We start from the raw sequence: 20,213 nt of genomic DNA on the forward strand, positions 1-20,213 counted from the left end.
CACGCCCGCACGATCACCGATCCCGAGCATCAGGCCACCGCCCGGCTGCTGCGCCAGGACTTGGCCGCCCGCCGGCGGCAGGCCTCGACTCGTTCCCACGCTGATGGGCACGTCGTGGCGATCCGTGCCTTGCCGGACTACGACGCCCTGTTCGGCGTGGACTTCGACCCCCGCCCCGGCCCCGAGGCGGTCCAGGAAAACGCAGTCGAAGGGAAGTAGATGACCACGACAACGAAGAGCACACCGACGCCGGACGGGCTGGGATCCAAGCTCGCCTACCTCACCAGAGTCCTCAAGACGCCCACGATCGGGCGGACCTGGGAGATCTTGGCCGACCAGGCCAGGGAGGCGAACTGGTCGCACGAGGAGTACCTCGCCGCCGTGTTGGAACGGCAAGTCGCCGACCGAGAGTCCGCCGGCACGACGATGCGGATCCGCACCGCGCACTTCCCGGCGATCAAGACCCTGGAAGACTTCAACCTCGACCACCTGCCGAGCCTCAGGAAGGACGTGCTCGCGCACCTGGCCACGGCGACGTTCATCCCGAAGGCGGAGAACGTGATCCTCCTCGGCCCGCCCGGCTTGGGCAAGACCCACCTGGCGATCGGGCTCGGGATCAAGGCCACCCAGTCCGGCTACTCGGTCCTGTTCGACACCGCGACGAACTGGATCGACCGACTCGCCCGCGCCCACCACGCCGGCGCCCTGGAAGCCGAGCTGAAGAAGATCCGCCGCTACAAGCTCATCATCGTCGACGAAGTCGGCTACATCCCCTTCGACACCGACGCGGCGAACCTCTTCTTCCAACTCGTCGCATCCCGCTACGAGACCGGCTCCATACTCGTCACCTCGAACCTGCCGTTCGGGCGGTGGGGCGAGGTCTTCGGCGACGAAGTCGTCGCCGCCGCGATGATCGACCGCCTCGTGCACCACGCCGAGGTCCTCACCCTCGCAGGCGAGTCCTACCGCACCAAAGCCCGCCGAGAACTCCTCGCGAAAGACCGCGACAAGTAGGACAAACGACCTCCGGGGGGTCAATCCCAATCCGTCGCTAGGGGGTCAGTTCCAGTCCGCCGTTGACAGGGTCTTCCCTCAGCTTCATCTGGTGAACGATTCCTTCGTTCGATGAAAGACCCGGAGGGTGGTCCTGCATGGGTCGCGGGAGCGGAGCGCCGGGCTCGGCGGGGCTGCTGCTGGTCGTCGGAGTGTCGCCCCGGGTGGACCTCACGCTCAGTGTCGCCCTGCGGCGGGGCCGGCATGACCGGCTACTTCAGGGGGTCGTGGCCCCAGTTCATGAGGGACCAGCGCCACCTCGTGTCGCGGACGTTGCCCGAGGGGCGCTGGGCCATGTGCCGGCGGACGTAGCCGACAACCTTGCGCATGTGCTTGTAGTCGCCCTCGGACAGGTCGTCGCGTTTCCGGCGCAGCAGGTTGACGATCTTGCGCCCGGAGTCGTGCCCCACCGACTCGCCGCCACCGGAGTGGCCACCCTTGTGCCAGCCGACCTGCTTCGACTCGTCGGTCTCCAGCCAGGACGACAGCTCGCCGGGCTTCATGTTCACCGCCTCGGTGAACTCCCGGTAGGTGTCCCGGCCCTGATCGTCAGCTCTGCTCATGACGCAGCGCCTCGGGGCGGTGGGCCACGTCGCGGCCCGAGTCGTCGTTGCGGATCCGGTACTGCGGCTCGTCCTCGGTCGCGTTCACGGTGTGGCCGCGTACGTGTGTCCGATCGGTCAGCTTCTCCCTGACCACGCCGCGCGCCCGGCCGCTGTGACTGGCCCAGGAGACGTGGTCACCCTCGCGGAATTCCCTCTGCTCGGCCATACGCCCGGCTACCCGGCACCGCCGGGGGCGAAACGGTAGCCGAACCGCCGACTACGGTGTGATTTCGGTGATCGGCAGTTTGATCTCGAAAGGCTCGGTCAGCTCGATCACGTCAGCGCCGTCGGCCGCCAACTCGTACTGTCGCTCGCCGCCCGGGCCGACCCGCTCACCGATCCGGTACGCGTAGACGTGCACCGGATCCTGCTCGATCCGCCAGTAGAAGGGGATGCCGGCGGCGGCGTACTCGCCGGGTTTGGCGAACCTGTCGATCCGTCGGGTGCCTGGCGAAACGATCTCCACGGCGAGCACGACGTCCTCCGACCGCAGCATGGACCGATCAGGCGGCACCGTGGCGCGATAGAGCAGTACGTCGGGCTGTCGACTGGTGTTGTGGCTGAGCCTGACTCCGACGGACTGCGCGGCGCCGAGGTGAGTCGGCACGTGGTTGTGCAGCCAGAGCCAGAGCATGCTGGATATGTTCTGGTGGCCCAGGGTGGGGGAGGGTGTCACCTGGATAACTCCGTCGACGAGTTCGACGCGGGGCGCGTCGTCCGGCAGGGCGAGCAGGTCCTCCAGCGTGTAGTCGGCACGCTGCTGCCGCATCGGGTCCGGACACCAGGGGCCAGGTGATGTCGGGATGGGCTCGGCGCTCATGGTGTGAGCGTACCGGCCATCGATGCGACGCAGGTCGGACCGCGGGTGCGACGCGCTCAGCCGAGCGGCTTCTCGGTGACGAAGATGGCGGTGCCGGGGAAGAGCTTGCCGCGCAGCGGGCTCCACTGCCCCCAGATCCCTTCGTGTCCTTGCGGCCACTCCGGCTCCACGAGATCCAGCAGTCGGAACCCGGCGCCGACCAGCTCGCGGATCCGGTCGCCGAGCGTGCGGTGCTGCTCGACGTAGGTGGCCACGCCCGATTCGTCCTGTTCCACGTAGGGGGAGCGGTCGAAGTAGGAGTGCACCGCCGTCAGCCCGCCCTCGCCCGGGTCGTCGAGGAAGATCCACCGCATCGGGTGGGTCACCGAGAACACCCACCGGCCGCCGGGCCGCAGCACCCTGTGCACCTCGGCGAGCAGGGCCGCCGAGTCGTCCACGAACGGAATCGCGCCGAAGGCGGTGCAGGCGGTGTCGAACGACTCGTCGGCGAACGGCAGGGCGAGCGCGTCGGCCTGCACGAGCGGCACGCGTACCCCGCTGCGGTCGGCGGCCTGCGCGGCGTGCCGCAACATGCCCGCGGACAGGTCGAAGGCGACCGGCCGGGCGCCCTGGGTGGCCAGCCAGCGGGCGGCGGCTGCCGCCCCGCAACCCACCTCCAGCACCCGCCGCCCGGACACGTCACCGAGCAGCCGGGCGTCGGCCTCCCGCAGACCCTCCGGGCACCAGACGAAGTCCACGTCGCCGAGGAACGCGCCGTGCTCAGCCTGGTAGTCGTCGGCGTCGGTGTCCCACCAGCCGCGGTTCGCACGCCGGGCCTCGGCGTCACCTACCCGGCGCCGGGTAACCCGGCTGTCGTCATCCACGCGCTCACGCTAGGCCCCACCCACCCCATTGGGTACGGCGGCGCGTCCAACGATCTGCGGGACTCCTCGCGCCAGGGCGGCTTGATCGACTCGGTTTCCGTGACGTCGCGGTGTCCGGGCCGGTGGGACACCCCGGTTTCCAGGAAGCCGAGTCGATCATGTGGGGGCGTGCGCGGCGGACCCTCGCGGCGGCGGCTCGACGGGGCGGCTGGGGCCGCTGTGACACAGGAGACACGAGTGGTGGTTTCCGGGCGATTGTTCGGCTTTCGCAGGTCGTCACACGGCGAGGAGACGGGAGGGCTTGCACGCTGTGGTAATGCGCACGGTAGGCTAGACGATGCGCTCGCGGATCGTGTGTCTCGGCAGGGAGCAGGTGCGCGGTCGACGAAGCACATCATGATCTCACTAGGCGATCGTTCGGTGTGCCCGGCGACGGATCCGCTGGCGCGAACAGGTCACTGCGACACCAGCCTGCTGTGACAACCCACCGACCGGAGCAACCGCCCACATGACGAGCAGCATCGAGGCCCCCTCGAGCGCCACCCGGGTCACCCACGACGATCTCGGTTCCGAGGAGGCATTCCTCGCCGCGATCGACGAGACCATCAAGTACTTCAACGACGGCGACATTGTCGAAGGCACCGTCGTCAAGGTCGATCGGGACGAGGTCCTGCTCGACATCGGCTACAAGACCGAGGGTGTCATCCCCTCTCGGGAGTTGTCGATCAAGCACGACGTGGACCCCGCCGAGGTTGTGACGGTTGGTGACCACATCGAGGCCCTGGTCCTCCAGAAGGAGGACAAGGAGGGTCGTCTGATCCTCTCCAAGAAGCGGGCGCAGTACGAGCGGGCCTGGGGCACGATCGAGAAGATCAAGGACGAGGACGGTGTCGTCCGCGGCTCGGTCATCGAGGTTGTCAAGGGTGGCCTCATCCTCGACATCGGGCTGCGCGGCTTCCTGCCCGCGTCCCTTGTCGAGATGCGGCGCGTGCGTGACCTGCAGCCGTACGTCGGGCGTGAGCTCGAGGCCAAGATCATCGAGCTGGACAAGAACCGCAACAACGTGGTCCTGTCCCGCCGGGCCTGGCTGGAGCAGACGCAGTCCGAGGTGCGCACCGAGTTCCTCAACAAGCTGCAGAAGGGCCAGGTCCGCAAGGGCGTCGTGTCCTCGATCGTCAACTTCGGCGCGTTCGTGGACCTCGGCGGCGTCGACGGTCTGGTGCACGTCTCCGAGCTGTCCTGGAAGCACATCGACCACCCGTCCGAGGTCGTCGAGGTGGGCCAGGAGGTCGAGGTCGAGGTCCTGGACGTCGACCTGGACCGCGAGCGTGTCTCCCTGTCGCTGAAGGCGACGCAGGAGGACCCGTGGCGGCAGTTCGCCCGCACCCACGCGATCCAGCAGATCGTGCCGGGTAAGGTCACCAAGCTGGTGCCGTTCGGTGCGTTCGTCCGGGTGGACGACGGCATCGAGGGCCTGGTCCACATCTCCGAGCTGGCCGAGCGCCACGTGGAGATCCCGGAGCAGGTCGTCCAGGTCGGCTCCGAGGTCATGGTCAAGGTCATCGACATCGACCTTGAGCGTCGCCGGATCTCGCTGTCGCTCAAGCAGGCCAATGAGGGCTTCGTCGAGGGCGAGGAGCACTTCGACCCGACCCTCTACGGCATGGCCGCGACGTACGACGCCGAGGGCAACTACATCTACCCGGAGGGCTTCGACCCCGAGACGGGCGAGTGGCTCGAGGGGTACGACAAGCAGCGCGAGACCTGGGAGAACCAGTACGCCGAGGCCCGTCAGCGCTGGGAGGCCCACACCAAGCAGGTGCAGACCTCTCGGGCCGCCGACGCCGAGGCTGCTGCCAACCCGACTCCGGCCGTTCCGGCCGCTGGCGGCGGCGGTGGCACCACCTCCTCGTCCAGCCCGGCCCCGAGCCGGCAGGCCGAGGAGCCGGCCGGCACGCTGGCCACCGACGAGGCGCTCGCCGCACTGCGGGAGAAGCTCGCCGGCGGTAAGTGACCCGCTGAACGACGAAGGGCCCCGTCCCCACGATCTTCGGATCGTCGGGGGCGGGGCCCTCGCCGTACCCGCCGTACGGGGGTGGATTTGGCGGCGGCATTCGTGATCCGGTTGACTGGTCGGGTGCTGAGAGTGGGGTTGACCGGCGGTATCGGGTCGGGCAAGAGCGCGGTGGCCGCGCGGCTTGTCGAGTTGGGTGCGGTGCTCATCGACGCGGATCGCGTCGCGCGGGAGGTCGTCGCACCGGGCACCGAAGGACTGGCCGAGATCGTCGCCACCTTCTCTGAGCGGGTGCTGGACGCCGACGGCGCGCTCGACCGCGCCGCGCTGGGCGCTGTGGTGTTCGCCGACGAGGCCGCCCGGCGCCGCCTGGAGGCGATCACCCATCCCCGGGTCCGCGCCCGTACCGCCGAGTTGATGGCCGCGGCGGCGCCGGACGCGATAGTCGTCAACGACGTACCGCTGCTAGTGGAGGTGGGGCTCGCGCCGACGTACCACCTGGTGGTCGTGGTGCAGACGGCCGTCGCGACCCGACTGGAGCGACTGACGCGCAACCGGGGGATGGACCGCGCGGAGGCCGAGCGGCGGATCGCCGCGCAGGCCGACGACGCGCGTCGTCGCGCGGCGGCGGACGTGGTGCTGACAAACGACGCGAGCCTCGGTGCGCTGCACGCCGCCGTCGACGCGCTGTGGCGGCAGCGGCTCCAGCCCTACGCGCACAACCTGCGGCAACGGCGGGTGGTCGCGCCAGAGCAGGGCCGGGTGGCGACGAGCGACCCGATCTGGCCCGAGCAGTACGCCCGGCTGGCCGCTCGGATCCGGCACGCGCTCGCCCCGGCCGACCTGCGGATCGACCACATCGGCGCGACAGCGGTGCCCGGCTCGGCCGCCGCCGACGTCATCGACGTGCAGGTGGCCGTGCCCACCCTCGCCGACGCCGACGGGGTGCTTGCCGACCGGCTGGCGAACGCCGGGTTTCCCCGTGTGCCGGGGCACTGGTGGGACGATCCGCGTCCGGCCGGCCAGGGCCGGTGGGAGAAGCGGCTGCACGGCAGCGCCGACCCGGGCCGGCCGGTGCGCCTGCACGTGCGGGCGGCCGACTCCCCGGGCTGGCGGTACGCGCTGCTGATGCGCGACCACCTGCGCGCCGACCCGGATCAGCGCGCCGCGTACCTGCTGCTCAAGCGGGATCTGGTCGAAGCGGCACCGGACGTCGGCGGCTCCGGCACGGCCCGCGATCCCTGGTTCGACGAGGAGTACCTGCGGGCCGAGCAGTGGGCCGCGCAGACCGGCTGGCGGCCCTGAGACCCGGGCGGCGCGTCGGGTGGTCGGTGGATCAGCGGACGCCCGGCCGTGGCGGGCTGCCCGTTCGGGCGGTGGGCGGCGGGTCGAGGCGGGGTACCACTGCCGGACTGAGGTCCAGCTGTGCCCACACGCCGGCGCCGGTGTGCAGCTCCACCCGGCGCAGCGACCCGTCCCGCTCGATCCAGTAGCGCAGCCGCGCGGCGGCCGTGCGCAGCTCCACGACGTCCACGATCCGCCCGTCGGCGACGTCCTCGCGTATCCGCAGGGCCGCGCCGCGTTGCGCCACCGGCCCGGCGGCGGCCACCGCGGCGTCGACAAGCAGGTCCAGGTCGTCCCGGGCCGACCGGGTGGGCCGCCACGTTCCGGCGGGCACCGGAAGCGGCGGTCGGCCCGGGGTCTCCGCGGTGCCGCCGCCACTGGCCTCGGCCGGTACGTCCGTCCGGGACAGGCCTGCCGCGGCCCGGTGCAGCAGGGTCCGGCGCTCGGGTGCGCCCAGGTCGGCGACGGCCAGGTACGCGGTGCCGGCGGTCCAGCTCAACCAGCCCGAGCCCCGCAGGTTGGTGTCCGTGCCCACCGGCGCGCTCAGCGTCACAGTCGCGCCGCCCTGGGCGCGTAGTCGGACCGGCAACCGGGCCACCCGCCGCTGCTCCGCGTCGGTCAGGGCGCGGGGCAGACCGGGGCGGCCACCGAGCGCGTCCACCGGGCGCAGCGTGGGCCGGTCGACCCGGTTGAGGAGCACGGTGACGGGACCGACGCCGGGCAGCCGGGTCGTCAGCTTGTGCAGCCGCGCATCCTGGTCCAGCCAGTAGCGGGTCGACGGTTCTGGCGCGGCCTCGGCGGTGCTGCCGGCTGGTGTTCCGCTGCTGCCTGGCGTGGTGCTGCTGGCTGGCGTGGCGCTGGCCGGGGCAGGCGCGGTAGTGGTGTGCAGCGGTGCCGACACGACGTCCACCGGCCCGGCCGCCAGCACCTCCCGGGCGACCCAACGGGCGTCGCCGTCCGCCGGGTCCGGACGGTCGGCGGAAAGGCCCCGGAGCAGGTCGAGGACCGGCGCCAGCCCCGCGCCGGGGGTCAGCCGGTGCAGCCGCCAGCGGTCCGGAGGTGGCACGAGTGGCGGCGCGGCGGGGGTGGGCACGGCCGTCGGGTCCGGTCGGATCACCAGCACCGACCCGGTGCTCTGCAACAGACCCCGGTCGGCGCCCGCCCCCGGCCCGCCCACGTCCAGGTAGAGCAGGGGCCGCGACCAGTCCACCCACCCCACCAGCTCGGTACGGGCGGCACCGGTGCCGGCCGTGACGTGCACCCCGGAGCGCAGGTCCCGCAGGTTGGTGACCCGAATCGCGGCCAGTCGCTCGGCCTCCGCGACGGTAAGCGGCCGGGCCGGCTCGGGAGGGTCGGGCGCCCAGCTCAGCAGCCCGATCACAAGCGCCGTCGCGGACGTCACAGCGGTCAGCCCGAGCAGCAGCAGCACCGTACGCCGGCGGCGGCTCGCCGGGGACGGCCCGACGGCATCCGCGTCGGTGTCGGTGACGTCGCTGGCGTCGGCGGTGCGGCTCGTCCGGGAGGAGGGCCCGCTGGTGTCGGTGCGCCCGCTGGCGGGAGCACCCGCCGATCGACCGGTGGTGGTGGGTGCGGCGCTCGCCGAACCGCCGCGGTGCCGACCGGAGCCGGGCCGGCCCGCGTCGGTGTCCGCGCCGCGTCGGCCGGTGCCAGGCCGACCGGTGCCGCGTCGGCCGCCTGTGGTGCCGGTGCGGTGGCGCCGGGGCGGGTCCCCGGGATCGGGCTCGGGTGCCGGGGTCGCAGAGGTGTCCACGGATGTGAAACGGGCGGGACGGCACTGGGGTGACGAGCAGGGGCGCTCGCGGCGGCCGGTCTGCGCCGTGAGCGCGACCACACGGGTGCGCACGCCGGATGGGCCGGGTGCTGCGACCGCTGTGCCGGGGGCGGCCGGCCGTGATGACGGCTCGGCCACCGGCCCGGTCGGCCGCCGCGAGCGGCCTACATGAAGAGGGTAGTCCTGGTGACATGCGCCACACAATGAGAATATCGAAGCCGATCACGTAGCCTGCGCGACGGCCGGAACCTGTCGGACCTCCGGCGTACCGTTGAGGTCATGGCGCTCGACATTCCTCGGCTCGACGGTCGCTTCCAAGTCGTCAGCGACTTCCAGCCGGCCGGTGACCAGCCGGCCGCCATCGACGACCTTGAGCGGCGGGTTCGACGCGGCGACCGCAACACGGTGCTGCTCGGCGCGACCGGCACCGGCAAGAGCGCCACCACGGCGTGGCTGATCGAGCGGTTGCAGCGCCCGACCCTGGTGCTCGCCCCGAACAAGACGCTCTGCGCGCAGCTGGCGAAGGAGTTCGGCGAGCTGCTGCCGGACAACGCTGTCGAATACTTCGTCTCGTACTACGACTACTACCAGCCCGAGGCCTACATCCCGCAGACCGACACCTACATAGAGAAGGACTCCTCGATCAACGAGGAGGTCGAGCGGCTGCGGCACTCGGCGACGATGTCGCTGCTCACCCGCCGCGACGTGGTCGTGGTGGCGACGGTCTCGGCGATCTACGGTCTGGGCACCCCTGAGGAATACCTCGACCGGGCGATCCGGGTCGAGGTCGGCCAGGAGGTCGACCGCGACCAGTTGCTGCGGCGGCTTGTCGACATCCGCTACACCCGCAACGACATGGCCTTCCAGCGGGGCACCTTCCGCGTCCGCGGCGACACGCTGGAGATCATCCCGGCGTACGAGGAGCTGGCGGTCCGCATCGAGATGTTCGGCGACGAGGTGGAGAAGCTCTACTACCTCAACCCGTTGACAGGTGACGTGGTCCGCGAGGTCAACCAGTTGGTGATCTTCCCGGCGACGCACTACGCGGCCGGCCCGGAGCGGATGGAGCGGGCCATCCGCGACATCGAGGCCGAGTTGGCCGAGCGCCTGGCCGAGTTGGAGCGGCAGGGCAAGCTGCTGGAGGCGCAACGGCTGCGGATGCGCACGACGTACGACATCGAGATGATGCGGCAGGTCGGCTTCTGCTCCGGCATCGAGAACTACTCCATGCACATGGACGGTCGGCTGCCCGGCAGCCCGCCGCACTGCCTGCTCGACTACTTCCCGGACGACTTCCTCACGGTCGTCGACGAGTCGCACGTGACGATCCCGCAGATCGGCGGCATGTACGAGGGCGACGCGTCGCGCAAGCGGATGCTCATCGACCACGGGTTCCGGCTGCCCAGTGCCGCCGACAACCGGCCGTTGCGCTTCGACGAGTTCCTGGAGCGGGTCGGCCAGATGGTCTACCTCTCCGCGACCCCCGGCACGTGGGAGATGGAGCAGGCCCAGGGCGAGTTCGTCGAGCAGGTCATCCGGCCCACAGGCCTTGTCGACCCGCAGGTCGTGATCAAGCCGACCAAGGGCCAGATCGACGACCTCATGCACGAGATCAAGCTGCGCACCGACATCGACGAGCGGGTGCTCGTCACCACCCTGACCAAGAAGATGGCCGAGGATCTGTCGGACTACCTGCTGGAGAACGGCGTCCGGGTGCGTTACCTGCACTCCGAGGTCGACACGCTGCGCCGGGTGGAGTTGCTGCGCGAGCTGCGCCAGGGTGAGTACGACGTGCTCGTCGGCATCAACCTGCTCCGCGAGGGTCTGGACCTGCCGGAGGTGTCGCTTGTGGCGATCCTCGACGCCGACAAGGAGGGCTTCCTGCGCAGCGGTCGCTCCCTGATCCAGACCATCGGTCGGGCCGCCCGTAACGTCTCCGGCCAGGTGCACATGTACGCCGACAAGATCACTCCGTCGATGGCGGCGGCGATCGACGAGACCGACAGGCGTCGCGCCAAGCAGATCGCGCACAACGAGGCGCACGGGATCAGCCCCGAGCCGCTGCGTAAGAAGATCCACGACATTCTGGACGACATCTACCGCGAGGCGGAGGACACCGAAAACTCCCGGGTCGGCGGTGCGGCGCGGCAGCTCTCCCGGGGCAAGGCGCCGGTCAAGGAGACCCGCAGCCGCAGCCGGTCCGCTGTCGCCACCACCTCCCGGGAGGGCATGGCCCGCGCCGACCTCGCCCAGCTCATCCAGGAGCTCAACGACCAGATGCTGGCAGCCGCCCGCGAGCTGCAGTTCGAGTTGGCGGCGCGCATCCGCGACGAGGTCTCCGACCTGAAGAAGGAGCTGCGGGGGATGGACGTCGCCGGCGTGAAGTGATCACCCGGGCCGGCTGGCATCCACAGGGGCGGTCCGGTCGGTGCGACTCGGCGAGCACTGTCGAGAACCTGTCGAACGGCAGCTAAGGGCCGTTCGACAGGTTCGCCGCATCGACCGTTTGATTGCGGTGTGCGAGCAAGCTATTGCACTGGGTGATCGCCCTGCGTACGCTCCCTCGATGGGGAGGCCGGGATGCCGTTGCCAACAAGTCCTGTCATTCGACGCGCACGGCTCGGCGCCGAGCTGCGCCAGCTACGCCGACGTCAGGCGCTGACCCTGGAGCAGGTCTGCGACCGGTTGGGTTGGGCCTCGACGTCGAAGCTGTCCCGCATCGAGCTGGGTCAGAGCCGCCCGGATCTCGCCGACGTGCTGGACCTGCTCGACACCTACCAGGTGCCGGTGACGGACCGGGACGCGCTCATCGTGATCGCACGGGACGCCGCCACCAGCCGTGGCTGGTGGAAGACGCTCGGCGAGATGAGTGAGCGCCAGCGCGTCTACGCCGAGTTGGAGGCGGGCGCGGCGCACATTGTCGAGTACCAACCGGCGGTCGTGCCAGGGCTGCTGCAGACACCTGCGTACGCCCGTTCCCGGGTCGCCGCGGGCGCCCTTGTCACGCCGAAGGTCGACGTGGAGGCCGAGGTGCGCGCCCGGGGGCTGCGGCAGGAGGTGCTGCGCCGGGCCGACCCGCCCCGCTACACGGCGGTGCTCGCCGAGGCGGTGTGCGAGCCGGGTGACCTGCCGGTCGCGGTCTGGCGGGAGCAGCTGCGCCATCTGGTGGTAGTGACCGGGCTGGCGCACGTGACGGTGCGGCTGCTGCCGCGCGGGGCGTCCGGCGACGGGCTGCATCCGCTCACGCCGTACTCGTGGTATGCCTTTCCCGACCCGGAGGATCCGCGCACGGTGATGCTTGAGGCGCTGACCACAGACGTCCGGTTGGCGACGACGCTCGACGTCGAGCGGTACGAGCGGATGACCGAGGCGCTGTTGGCGGCTGCTCTGTCACCGGAGGAGACGGTCACGGCGTTGGCCCGGCGCGTCGGCGAGTGAGCCGTCGGGTGACGCGCACGGCGGCACGCCGCGCGGTCACCGGGCCCGGCGCCCCCGAGCCCGTCGGGACCGGGGACCGACGCGTGCGGTGCGCACGATAAGCGGGGGGTACGACAGCTCCGCTCAGGCCGGCACGTCGAGGAAATGCTCGACGAGCGGCGGCCCGGCGAAGTGCGGCCCGATCAGGTCGCGCCACTGCGCGAACCGGTCGGTGGCCCGGAAGTTCTCCTCGTGCGCCTCGACCGAGTCCCATTCGACGAGCAGCACGAACCGGGTCGGGGACTCGATGCCCCGGGTCATCCGCACCGAACGGCAGCCGGGGGTCCCGGCGAGGACCGGGTGACCCTTGGCGTACGCGGCGGCGAACGCGTCCTCGTGCCCGGGCAGTACGTCGATCAGCGCGACCTCTAGCACCATGGGGGAAGCCTCCCACGGCTGGGGAGCCCGTGTGTCACGGGGTGTGTGCGGGGCCCGTCGATGCCCCTAGGGTGGTGCCCGGGGAGGGCATCGTGATCATCGACTGGCTCACCGGCACCGCGTTCGAGGTGGCCGGGACCGGCACCACGTGGGCGGAGCTGCTGGGGTTCGCCACGGGTGTTCTCAACGTGTGGCTGGTGGCCCGGCAGCGGATCGCCAACTGGCCGGTCGGCATCGCCAATGTGCTGCTGCTCATGCTGCTGTTCTGGACGGCCGGCCTGTACGCCGATGCCGGGCTCCAGGTCGTCTACGTCGCGCTTGGCTGCTACGGCTGGTGGCACTGGTTGTTCGGCGGCGAGCGCCGGAGCAGGTTGACGGTGAGCCGGACCGGGCGGGGGGAGTGGCTGGTGCTGGCAGTGGTCGGTGTGTTGCTCACCGGCTCACTCTGGACCCTGCTGGACCGGGCCACCGACTCGACGGTGCCGTTGCCGGACGCGCTGACCACGGCGCTGTCGCTGCTCGCCACGTACGGGCAGACCCGCAAGCGGGTGGAGAGCTGGTGGTTGTGGATCGCCGCCGACCTGATCTACATCCCGCTGTACGCATACAAGGGGCTGCACCTGACCGCCGGGCTCTATCTGGTCTTCCTCGCCCTGTGCGTGCTGGGCCTGCGCGCCTGGCGGGCCGATTTGCGCCGGCTCGACCCGCCGACCCCTGTCGCACCCGGCCCGTCGCCGGTGAGCGCGTGACAGGGCGGGCACCGGAGGGTCCGTCGGCGCCGGAGCAGAGGGCACGGGCGTCGGCGGCCGAGTTCGGGCACGGGATGGTGGTGGGGAAGTTCTATCCGCCGCACGCCGGGCACCACGCGCTCATCGCGGCCGCCGCCGCCCGCTGCGCCGCGGTGACGGTGGTGGTGGCGCCGTCGCGCCGGGAGTCCATCCCGCTGGCGGTGCGGCTGGGCTGGCTGCGGGAGGTGCACGCCGACACGCCGTGGGTGCGGTTCGTCGGGCGCTATGACGACCACCCGGTGGACTATGCGGACCCGGCGGTCTGGGACGCGCACTGCGCCGTGTTCCGCGCGGCGGTCGGGCCGGGGCCTGTGGACGCGGTCTTCTCCTCTGAGGCGTACGGCGTGGAGTTGGCGCGCCGCTTCGACGCCGTACCCGTGTCGGTGGATCCGGATCGGCGGACCGTGCCGGTGTCGGGCACGGCGGTGCGCGCGGACCCGGCGGGTCACTGGCGGTGGCTGAGCCCGCCGGTGCGTGCCTGGTTCGTCCGGCGGGTGGTGGTGGTCGGCGCCGAGTCGACAGGTACGACGACGATGGCGGCGGCGTTGGCCGCGCACTACGGCACGGTCTGGGTGCCGGAGTTCGGGCGGGATCTGACAGCCCGCAAGCTGGCCCGGCTCCGGGAGGTCTCACGGTCGGCGACTGTCTTCGACGTCAGTTGGGATCGGGACGATTTTCGTACGGTGGTCCGGGAGCAGCAGGCGGCTGAGGACGCCGCGGCTCGTTCGTCGGGGCCGCTGCTGTTCTGCGACACCGACGCGCGGGCCACCGCGGTCTGGGAGGAGCGCTACCTCGGCAGCGCGTCGTCGCAGGTCCGGGCGGCGGCACGGCGTCCGGCGTTGTATCTGTTGACCGATCATCGGGGCGTGCCCTTCGCCGACGACGGGTTGCGCGACGGCGAGCATCTGCGGAGCTGGATGACCGGGCGGTTCCGCGCCGAGTTGGCCGGCTGTGGTGTGCCGGTGGTGGAGCTGACCGGGTCACACGTCGAGCGGCTGGCGCGGGCTGTCGCAGCGTGCGACGCCCTGCTCGCCGCGGGCTGGACTCTTGCGGACCCGATCGCCGCACCCGATCCACGCTAGCTGCCTAGGAAGCTAGAGGTGGTGTGTGATGCCACTGCGGCGGATCACACACCGCCCGCCCGGAGTGTGATCACGGCGAGTGGTGGGCAAGAATGGTTCCCGAGGAGGGGAGTATTCCCCCGCGACGAAGTCGTCAGCACGGTCGGATCGCCGGATGGTCGGCGCCGACCCGGTTTCGTCGGTCGCCGTCCGTTCGCGGTCGGCGGCGGAAGAGACCTCCGACAGTCACCAGAGTGAGCGACAGAGGCACATCGGCACGCGCTGCGGCGTACGGTTTGCCCGACGCCGCGTGTCTGCCGGAGGAATGAAACGTTGGACGTGTCCGGGCTCGTGTGGGCGGGAACTCTCGTCGCACTGACCGCGGTGCTGCTCGTCGATTTGTTGATCATCGGACGGCGTCCGCATGAGCCGAGTGTGCGGGAGTCGAGCCTCTGGGTCGCCTTCTACGTAGGCTTGGCCCTGCTCTTCGGCGTCGGCGTCTGGCTGACCTCCGGGGCCAGCTTGGCGGGGCAGTTCTACACCGGCTGGCTCACCGAGTACAGCCTCTCGGTCGACAACCTCTTCGTCTTCGTGATCATCATGGCCCGCTTCGGGGTGCCCCGGCAGTACCAGCAGAAGGTGCTGCTCGTCGGCATCGTGCTGGCGTTGCTGATGCGCGGTGGCTTCATCGCTGCGGGCGCGGCGCTGATCAGCCAGTTCTCCTGGGTGTTCTACATCTTCGGGGCGTTCCTGATCTACACGGCGGTGAACCTGGCGCGTCAGGGCGAGCCGGACGAGGACGAGTTCTCCGAGAACCTGCTGATCCGGTGGAGCCGTAAGGCGCTGCCGATCTCCAAGACGTACGACGGCGCGAAGCTGACCACCCACGAGGGCGGTCGCCGGCTCTTCACCCCGCTGCTGATCGTGATGATCGCCATCGGCACCACCGACCTGATCTTCGCCCTGGACTCGATCCCGGCGATCTTCGGCATCACCCAGGAGCCGTACCTGGTCTTCACCGCCAACGTCTTCGCGCTCATGGGTCTGCGCCAGCTCTACTTCCTGCTCGGCGGCCTGCTCAGCCGACTGATCTACCTGAGCTACGGGCTCGCCGTCGTGCTGGGCTTCATCGGGGTCAAGCTGGTGCTGGAGGCGCTGGCCGACAACAACCTGCCGTTCATCAACGGTGGGGAGCACGTCGGCTGGGCGCCACACATCCCGATCTGGCTCTCCCTGCTGGTCATCGTCGGCACGCTTGGCGTCGCCACGATCGCCAGCCTCGTCAAGTCCGCTCGGGACCGGCGCCGCGAGTTGACCGAGGCCCGACGCTGAAACCACGCCGGCCGGGTGCCCAGGAGGCGCCCGGCCGGTCAGACCCGGTGCACGCCGACAAGTGTCGCGGCGCGGTCGGCGGCCATCGGCTCCTCCAGCACCCGCCGCCGCCGGTAGCAGGCGTGCAGCATCCGCCGACTGCCGCGACCCCCGGCGACGGCGGTGACGATGCCGATGTGGTGGATCTTGCGGCCGGGGCGGGCGAAGAAGTAGAGGTCGCCGGGGCGTTCCGCGCCCAGCGGCAGCGGGTTCGTCGCCACCGCCTGGTCGTCGGCGTCGCGCGGCAGCAGCACCCCGAACCGGCGCCAGGCCAGGTGGACGAGGCCCGAGCAGTCGATGCCGTGCGCGGAGAGCCCGCCCCAGATGTAGGCCACGTGCAGCAGTCGCTGGGCCACGGCGAGCACGTCGGCGGGGTCGGGTGGCCCGACCGGCGTTGGGACGAGCTGGCTGTCGGACAGCCAGAGCGGCGTGGCCCGACCGGGGACGTGCACCGGCCGCCACCCGCCACGCGCAGGGCCGGCCGGGACGAGACGGGTGCCGACGACGACGCCGGGCAGCACCACCGGGCCGTCCGGGTCGGAGCGCAGCCCGGTGACCGTGGCGTCCACCACGAGCGGGTCGCCGGTGACGGCCCCCTCGACACCGACCAGTTGGTCGGCCGGGAGCCAGCCCGGGTAGCCACGCGGATCTAGCTTGGCCGCCGGTTGTTCGATGGCGACCACGCGCGCCCAGCCATCAGGTCGTAGCTCGCTGACCAGGACCCGCTCGCCGAGCAGGAGTTGGCTCAGCACACAGTCGCCCACCTGCTGGTCGGTGTCCATGCCGGAGACCCAGGCCGGGATGTCGGCGCCGGCGGTGAGCGCCGGTCCGTCGATCGGCCGGACCGCCTCGGGGGAGGACCACAGCGTCGCGACCGCGACCCGGACGAGGGCCTCGCGGCCCGGTTGGAGCTCCACGTCAACCCCCAGCTCGTGTTGGTTGTCTGGGGAAACTCTATGAAAGAAACCAACGGCCATCAACCGCGAGGCTGTATCTTTACTTCAGCAAGACCGGAGATGCCGAGGCCGGGCGCGTCTGGCAGCATCACCGTCGCACCCTCGTACCGGATGCCGCCCCGCACCGGCGACCAGGCCAGCCACCAGGCGGCATCCAGGTCGGAGACCGCCGTGGTGCCGTACGCGGCGACCAGACTCGCCGCCGCGCCGATGCCGACCTGGGTCTCCATCATCGAGCCGACCACCGTGCCGAGCCCGTGCGCGCCGGCCAGCTCCAGCAGGGTGCGCGCCGGCTGCAGCCCACCGCACTTGGCCAGCTTGACGTTTACCAGGTCGGCGGCCCGGCGGCGGATCACCTCGACCAGGTCACGGACCCCGAAGACCGCCTCGTCGGCCAGGATCGGCACGGACACCCGGTCGCTGACCCAGGCCAGCCCGTCCAGGTCCCAGCGGGCCACCGGCTGCTCGACAAGCTCCACGTCCAGCCCGGCGTCCTCGATCCCGCGGATCACCCGGACCGCCTCGCGCGGCGTCCAACCCTGGTTCGCGTCGAGCCGGATCCGAGCGCCGGGGCCGACCGCCGCCCGGACCGCTCGTACCCGATCCAGGTCGCCGGCCGCGTCCGTGCCGACCTTCAGCTTCAGCACGCCGAAGCCGTCGGCCCGCCGCTGGCGCGCGGCCCCAGCCAGGTCCACCGCGTCGCCCGCCGCAAGTGTCACGTCCGTCGGAACGCGCAGGGTGGTGCCGCCGAGCAACCGCACCAGGGGTACGCCCAGTCGTCGCGCGGCCAGGTCGTGCAGCGCCACGTCCACAGCCGCCTTCGCCGCCTCGTTGCCGACCACCGCGCGTCGCACCTCGGCGCAGCGGGCCACCAGGTCGTCCGGATCGCGTCCGGTGAGCAGCGGCCCGAGCATCTCCCGGACGCACGCCTCCGCTCCGGCGACCGACGCGCCGGTGACCTGCCAGACCTGTGGGGCCTCGCCGAAGCCGGACCGGCCGTCGGTGTCGACCAGCTCGACGATAAGGGTGTCCACAGTGGTCGTTCGGCGCAGCGCGGTCACGAACGGGGTGTGTAAGGGGGCAGAAACCCGGTGGGTGCGTACCGCCGAGATCGTCATGTGGGGCACCCTATACGCGAGGACACGGCGGAAGGGGACACCGGATGGCCGGGCGAGACTGGGCGTTGATCGGCGCGCCGAACGCACGTGATCTGGGCGGCCTCGTCGCCGCCGACGGCCGGCGGGTACGTCCCGGACGGCTGATCCGCACCCCGGCGCTGGGCCGGCTCACCGACGAGGACCTGCCGGTGCTCGCCAAGCTTGGGCCGACCTGCGTGCTCGACCTGCGCGACCACTCCGAGATCGCCGTCGCCCCGGCGGACCGGTTGACAGGTGAGCCGCGCATCGTGCACCTGCCGGTCCACGACCCGGACCACCCGGTCTTCACGTACGTCTCGGCGGTGCTGCTCGGCCACGATCTCGACGCGTACGCGGAGCTGGCCCGGCAGGGCACCGCGAGGGCGATGGCCGAGATCTACAGGTGGTTCGTCACCGGCGAGGCGGCCCGGAGCAACTTCGGCGCGGCGGTACGCCTTGCCGCCCAGCCGGAGAACCTGCCGTTGGTCTACCACTGCTCGGCAGGCAAGGACCGCACCGGCTGGCTGACCGCCATCCTGCTCAGCGCGCTCGGCGTGGACGAGGCGGTCATCCGTGCCGAATACCTGCGCAACAACGAGCTGACCGACAGCCTCCGCGCGGTGCTCATCGAGGCGATGCGGCGGCGACAGCCCGCGCTTGACGTCGACGCGGTGCTGCCGGTTCTGGAGGTCCGGGACGAATACCTCGATGCCGGCTACCAGGAGGTGCGCCGGGTGCACGGCTCGTTCGACGGCTACCTGCGTGACGGGCTGGGGCTTACCGACGAGATCCTCACGGCGCTGCGGGCGCAACTGCTGGAGTGACAGGCGCGCCGGGCGGCGTGGCGGCACGTGTGACCCGTCCGATGACGATCAGCGCCTGACCGGCCGCGTACGTCGCCATCACCAGCACCGGCGCGCCGGAGGGCTGGGCCACGCCGGCCACCCCGGCGGCGATGAGCAGGTCGGAGCCGAGGAACAGCGCAGCCCCAGACCGACACGCCAGCCCTGGGTCACGGCGGTGGCGGCCATCGCCGCCAGCGCGAACGCGTACCCGGCCACCGGAATGGCCAGCCCGGCGTCGGTAAGCCCCGCCCACATCCAGGCCAGCGCGACGACGGTAAGCACCGCGTACCCCAGCGGGGCCGCGACAAGCGGTGGACGGCGCAGCGCGGTAGCGGCGCCGTGCCGGGTGAAGGCCACGAGATAGCAGACGTGGGCGGCGAGGAAGAAAACCATGCCGGCGATGAACCAGCCGGTGCCGTCGCCGAGCAACGCCACGTCGCCGCCCGTGGAGAAGGCAAGCGCGGCGAGCACCAGCCGATCCGGACGGGCGCCGCGTTCGGCGGTGGCCCGCCAGAGGTACGCGGCCAGTAGCGGCATCAGCAGTGGCTTGCTGAGCAACTCGGCCACACCGCTGTCGACGGCGTTGGCCAGCAGGTTCACCGCGGTCACGGCGAGGAAGGCGACGAGCAGGACACGGCTGCGGGGCATCAGCGGCTCCGGGGGTGGGGGTGGGAGCAGCAGCCTAGCCGGATCGCGGGTGCCGGCGTCAGAGCCGGTGGCGGGCCGCCCAGACCTGGGCCGAGATGTGGGCGATCAGCAGGCAGGCGTCGTCCTCGACCTCCTCGCCGCCGGTCCCGCCGTCGGCCAGGTCGGTGGTGGTGCACACGGCGATCACGTACGGCGGCGCGTCGTCGGGCAGCACCACGCCGGCACCGTGGCGCACACCGCGTACCCAACCGTTCTTGTGCGCGATCCGGGTGCCCTCCGGCAGGCCGGCGGCCAGGTCCTCGCGGTGCTCCTGGGCGAGCAGCACGTCGAGCATGTCGGCGCAGCCGGCCGGCGAGGCGAGCCGGCCGGGGGTCGCGGCCCCGGTGGCCAGCGCGCCCAGCAGGGCGGCCAGGTCGGCGGCGGTGACCGCGTTGGTGATGCCGGCGTCGCGGGCGGCGAAGTCCTCGATGCCCCGGCCGGTGACACTGTGCCGGGCCCCGGCCAGCGCCCACACCTCGGCGACCGCGGGCAGGCCGACCTGCCCGATGAGCAGGTTGGTGGCCAGGTTGCTGGACCGCACGATCATCCGTTCGGCGAGCCAGCGCAGCGGCGCGCTGCCGCCGACCCGCTCCCACACCGCGTCGTCGTTGTCGTAGTGCGGCGCGCAGGAGAACCGGGGCGCGCCGGGCTGTGCCGAGTCGAACTCGTTGACCACCGGGACGTCGCCGTCCAACTCCAGCGTGCCGGCCTCGGCGGCGCGGTGCAGGGCGACGAGCACCGCCACCTTCATGGTGCTGGCGGCGTAGTGGGCGGCATCCGCGTGGCGGGTCCAGCTCGGCGGCGCGTCGAGCCGGCCCACGTACGCCGAGACGGTGCCCGGCACCCGGTCCAGGTGGGCGTCGAGATCCTCCCAGGTCATGCCGGTGACCGTAGCGGATCACCGGCGGGTCGGGCGGCCCGGCGGCGTACCCCCGTCGGAAAACGGACGGGGGGGGGGGGGGCCCCCCCGCCCCCCCCCCCCCGGGGGGGGGGGGGGGGTGATGACCCCCCCGCCGACGGGCG

Annotated in this window: 17 protein-coding genes and 3 pseudogenes; 10 read left to right on the forward strand and 10 right to left on the reverse strand. The window is 71.5% G+C overall.

Going from position 1 to position 20,213, the window contains the following annotated elements; genetic code table 11:
- Together ACFY2Q_RS17525 and istB are read left to right on the forward strand one after the other, a co-directional pair.
- Positions 1-219 (forward strand): annotated as a pseudogene (locus ACFY2Q_RS17525) (IS21 family transposase); the annotation flags it as partial.
- Positions 220-1,014 (forward strand): IS21-like element helper ATPase IstB, encoded by a 795-nt coding sequence (gene istB / locus ACFY2Q_RS17530; protein WP_387131301.1) that lies wholly within the window; start codon positions 220-222, stop codon positions 1,012-1,014.
- A gap of 254 nt (positions 1,015-1,268) precedes the next feature.
- On the opposite strand, the pseudogene ACFY2Q_RS17535 reads toward istB, so the two are convergent.
- The 4 genes and pseudogenes from ACFY2Q_RS17535 to ACFY2Q_RS17550 all read right to left on the reverse strand — a co-directional run.
- Positions 1,269-1,616: pseudogene (locus tag ACFY2Q_RS17535) on the reverse strand (DUF3140 domain-containing protein); the annotation flags it as partial.
- A complete protein-coding gene (locus tag ACFY2Q_RS17540) occupies positions 1,603-1,824 on the reverse strand; it encodes a DUF2945 domain-containing protein (RefSeq protein WP_387131302.1) in 222 nt (73 codons plus the stop codon). The pseudogene ACFY2Q_RS17535 and the gene ACFY2Q_RS17540, both read right to left, overlap by 14 nt.
- A gap of 51 nt (positions 1,825-1,875) precedes the next feature.
- Complete coding sequence (locus tag ACFY2Q_RS17545; protein ID WP_387131304.1) at positions 1,876-2,478, reverse strand: Uma2 family endonuclease; 603 nt, start codon at positions 2,476-2,478, stop codon at positions 1,876-1,878.
- A gap of 56 nt (positions 2,479-2,534) precedes the next feature.
- A complete protein-coding gene (locus tag ACFY2Q_RS17550) occupies positions 2,535-3,341 on the reverse strand; it encodes a class I SAM-dependent methyltransferase (RefSeq protein WP_387131305.1) in 807 nt (268 codons plus the stop codon).
- A gap of 508 nt (positions 3,342-3,849) precedes the next feature.
- On the opposite strand from ACFY2Q_RS17550, the gene rpsA reads away from it, so the two are divergent.
- The gene (gene rpsA / locus ACFY2Q_RS17555) at positions 3,850-5,355 is read left to right on the forward strand and encodes a 30S ribosomal protein S1 (protein WP_387131306.1); all 1,506 of its coding nucleotides are present in this window, start codon (positions 3,850-3,852) and stop codon (positions 5,353-5,355) included.
- A 123-nt stretch (positions 5,356-5,478) separates the two neighbouring features.
- Positions 5,479-6,660, forward strand: a complete 1,182-nt coding sequence (gene coaE / locus ACFY2Q_RS17560; RefSeq protein WP_387131307.1) for a dephospho-CoA kinase — start codon at positions 5,479-5,481, stop codon at positions 6,658-6,660.
- 31 nt (positions 6,661-6,691) lie between these two features.
- Here the strand turns inward: coaE and ACFY2Q_RS17565 are convergent, their stop codons facing one another.
- Positions 6,692-8,470: a hypothetical protein gene (locus ACFY2Q_RS17565; RefSeq protein ID WP_387131310.1), complete on the reverse strand. Its 1,779-nt coding sequence runs from the start codon at positions 8,468-8,470 to the stop codon at positions 6,692-6,694.
- A 300-nt stretch (positions 8,471-8,770) separates the two neighbouring features.
- Between ACFY2Q_RS17565 and uvrB the strand changes: the two genes are divergently transcribed.
- Both uvrB and ACFY2Q_RS17575 read left to right on the forward strand, forming a co-directional pair.
- On the forward strand, positions 8,771-10,879 hold the full coding sequence (gene uvrB, locus ACFY2Q_RS17570) for an excinuclease ABC subunit UvrB (RefSeq protein ID WP_387131312.1): 2,109 nt from the start codon (positions 8,771-8,773) through the stop codon (positions 10,877-10,879).
- Between the two features lie 192 nt (positions 10,880-11,071).
- Positions 11,072-11,929, forward strand: coding sequence for a helix-turn-helix domain-containing protein (locus ACFY2Q_RS17575; RefSeq protein WP_387131314.1), 858 nt, complete (start codon positions 11,072-11,074; stop codon positions 11,927-11,929).
- A gap of 123 nt (positions 11,930-12,052) precedes the next feature.
- Here ACFY2Q_RS17575 and ACFY2Q_RS17580 read toward each other — a convergent pair whose 3' ends face one another.
- A complete protein-coding gene (locus ACFY2Q_RS17580; protein WP_387131316.1) occupies positions 12,053-12,346 on the reverse strand; it encodes an antibiotic biosynthesis monooxygenase family protein in 294 nt (97 codons plus the stop codon).
- Between the two features lie 92 nt (positions 12,347-12,438).
- On the opposite strand from ACFY2Q_RS17580, the gene pnuC reads away from it, so the two are divergent.
- From pnuC to ACFY2Q_RS17595, 3 genes are all read left to right on the forward strand, one after another.
- Positions 12,439-13,095 (forward strand): nicotinamide riboside transporter PnuC, encoded by a 657-nt coding sequence (pnuC, locus tag ACFY2Q_RS17585; RefSeq protein WP_387131317.1) that lies wholly within the window; start codon positions 12,439-12,441, stop codon positions 13,093-13,095.
- A complete protein-coding gene (locus ACFY2Q_RS17590) occupies positions 13,092-14,216 on the forward strand; it encodes an AAA family ATPase (protein ID WP_387131318.1) in 1,125 nt (374 codons plus the stop codon). The genes pnuC and ACFY2Q_RS17590 overlap by 4 nt, the downstream gene beginning before the upstream one ends.
- Positions 14,217-14,528: 312 nt before the next feature.
- On the forward strand, positions 14,529-15,527 hold the full coding sequence (locus ACFY2Q_RS17595) for a TerC family protein (protein ID WP_387131320.1): 999 nt from the start codon (positions 14,529-14,531) through the stop codon (positions 15,525-15,527).
- A 38-nt stretch (positions 15,528-15,565) separates the two neighbouring features.
- Here the strand turns inward: ACFY2Q_RS17595 and ACFY2Q_RS17600 are convergent, their stop codons facing one another.
- The gene (locus tag ACFY2Q_RS17600) at positions 15,566-16,483 is read right to left on the reverse strand and encodes an NlpC/P60 family protein (RefSeq protein WP_387131321.1); all 918 of its coding nucleotides are present in this window, start codon (positions 16,481-16,483) and stop codon (positions 15,566-15,568) included.
- A gap of 59 nt (positions 16,484-16,542) precedes the next feature.
- Entirely contained in the window at positions 16,543-17,640 is a 1,098-nt protein-coding gene (locus tag ACFY2Q_RS17605; protein ID WP_387131323.1) for a mandelate racemase/muconate lactonizing enzyme family protein, read from the reverse strand.
- A 44-nt stretch (positions 17,641-17,684) separates the two neighbouring features.
- On the opposite strand from ACFY2Q_RS17605, the gene ACFY2Q_RS17610 reads away from it, so the two are divergent.
- Positions 17,685-18,482 carry a tyrosine-protein phosphatase gene (locus ACFY2Q_RS17610; RefSeq protein WP_387131324.1) on the forward strand — a complete coding sequence of 266 codons (798 nt, stop codon included), beginning with the start codon at positions 17,685-17,687 and terminating at the stop codon, positions 18,480-18,482.
- Here the strand turns inward: ACFY2Q_RS17610 and ACFY2Q_RS17615 are convergent.
- Positions 18,451-19,151, reverse strand: a pseudogene (locus tag ACFY2Q_RS17615) (lysoplasmalogenase). The gene ACFY2Q_RS17610 and the pseudogene ACFY2Q_RS17615 overlap by 32 nt on opposite strands.
- 58 nt (positions 19,152-19,209) lie before the next feature.
- Entirely contained in the window at positions 19,210-20,070 is an 861-nt protein-coding gene (locus ACFY2Q_RS17620; RefSeq protein WP_387131325.1) for a serine hydrolase, read from the reverse strand.
- Positions 20,071-20,213: the final 143 nt, after the last annotated feature.

The sequence above is a fragment of the Micromonospora sp. NPDC000316 genome (assembly GCF_042898885.1).
Classification (GTDB): domain Bacteria; phylum Actinomycetota; class Actinomycetes; order Mycobacteriales; family Micromonosporaceae; genus Micromonospora.

Coding starts and splice junctions, on each gene's coding strand:
- istB (WP_387131301.1), top strand. CDS start 220: ATGACCACGACAACGAAGAGCACACCGACGCCGGACGGGCTGGGATCC.
- ACFY2Q_RS17540 (WP_387131302.1), bottom strand. CDS start 1,824: ATGGCCGAGCAGAGGGAATTCCGCGAGGGTGACCACGTCTCCTGGGCC.
- ACFY2Q_RS17545 (WP_387131304.1), bottom strand. CDS start 2,478: ATGAGCGCCGAGCCCATCCCGACATCACCTGGCCCCTGGTGTCCGGAC.
- rpsA (WP_387131306.1), top strand. CDS start 3,850: ATGACGAGCAGCATCGAGGCCCCCTCGAGCGCCACCCGGGTCACCCAC.
- uvrB (WP_387131312.1), top strand. CDS start 8,771: ATGGCGCTCGACATTCCTCGGCTCGACGGTCGCTTCCAAGTCGTCAGC.
- ACFY2Q_RS17575 (WP_387131314.1), top strand. CDS start 11,072: ATGCCGTTGCCAACAAGTCCTGTCATTCGACGCGCACGGCTCGGCGCC.
- ACFY2Q_RS17580 (WP_387131316.1), bottom strand. CDS start 12,346: ATGGTGCTAGAGGTCGCGCTGATCGACGTACTGCCCGGGCACGAGGAC.
- ACFY2Q_RS17605 (WP_387131323.1), bottom strand. CDS start 17,640: ATGACGATCTCGGCGGTACGCACCCACCGGGTTTCTGCCCCCTTACAC.
- ACFY2Q_RS17610 (WP_387131324.1), top strand. CDS start 17,685: ATGGCCGGGCGAGACTGGGCGTTGATCGGCGCGCCGAACGCACGTGAT.
- ACFY2Q_RS17620 (WP_387131325.1), bottom strand. CDS start 20,070: ATGACCTGGGAGGATCTCGACGCCCACCTGGACCGGGTGCCGGGCACC.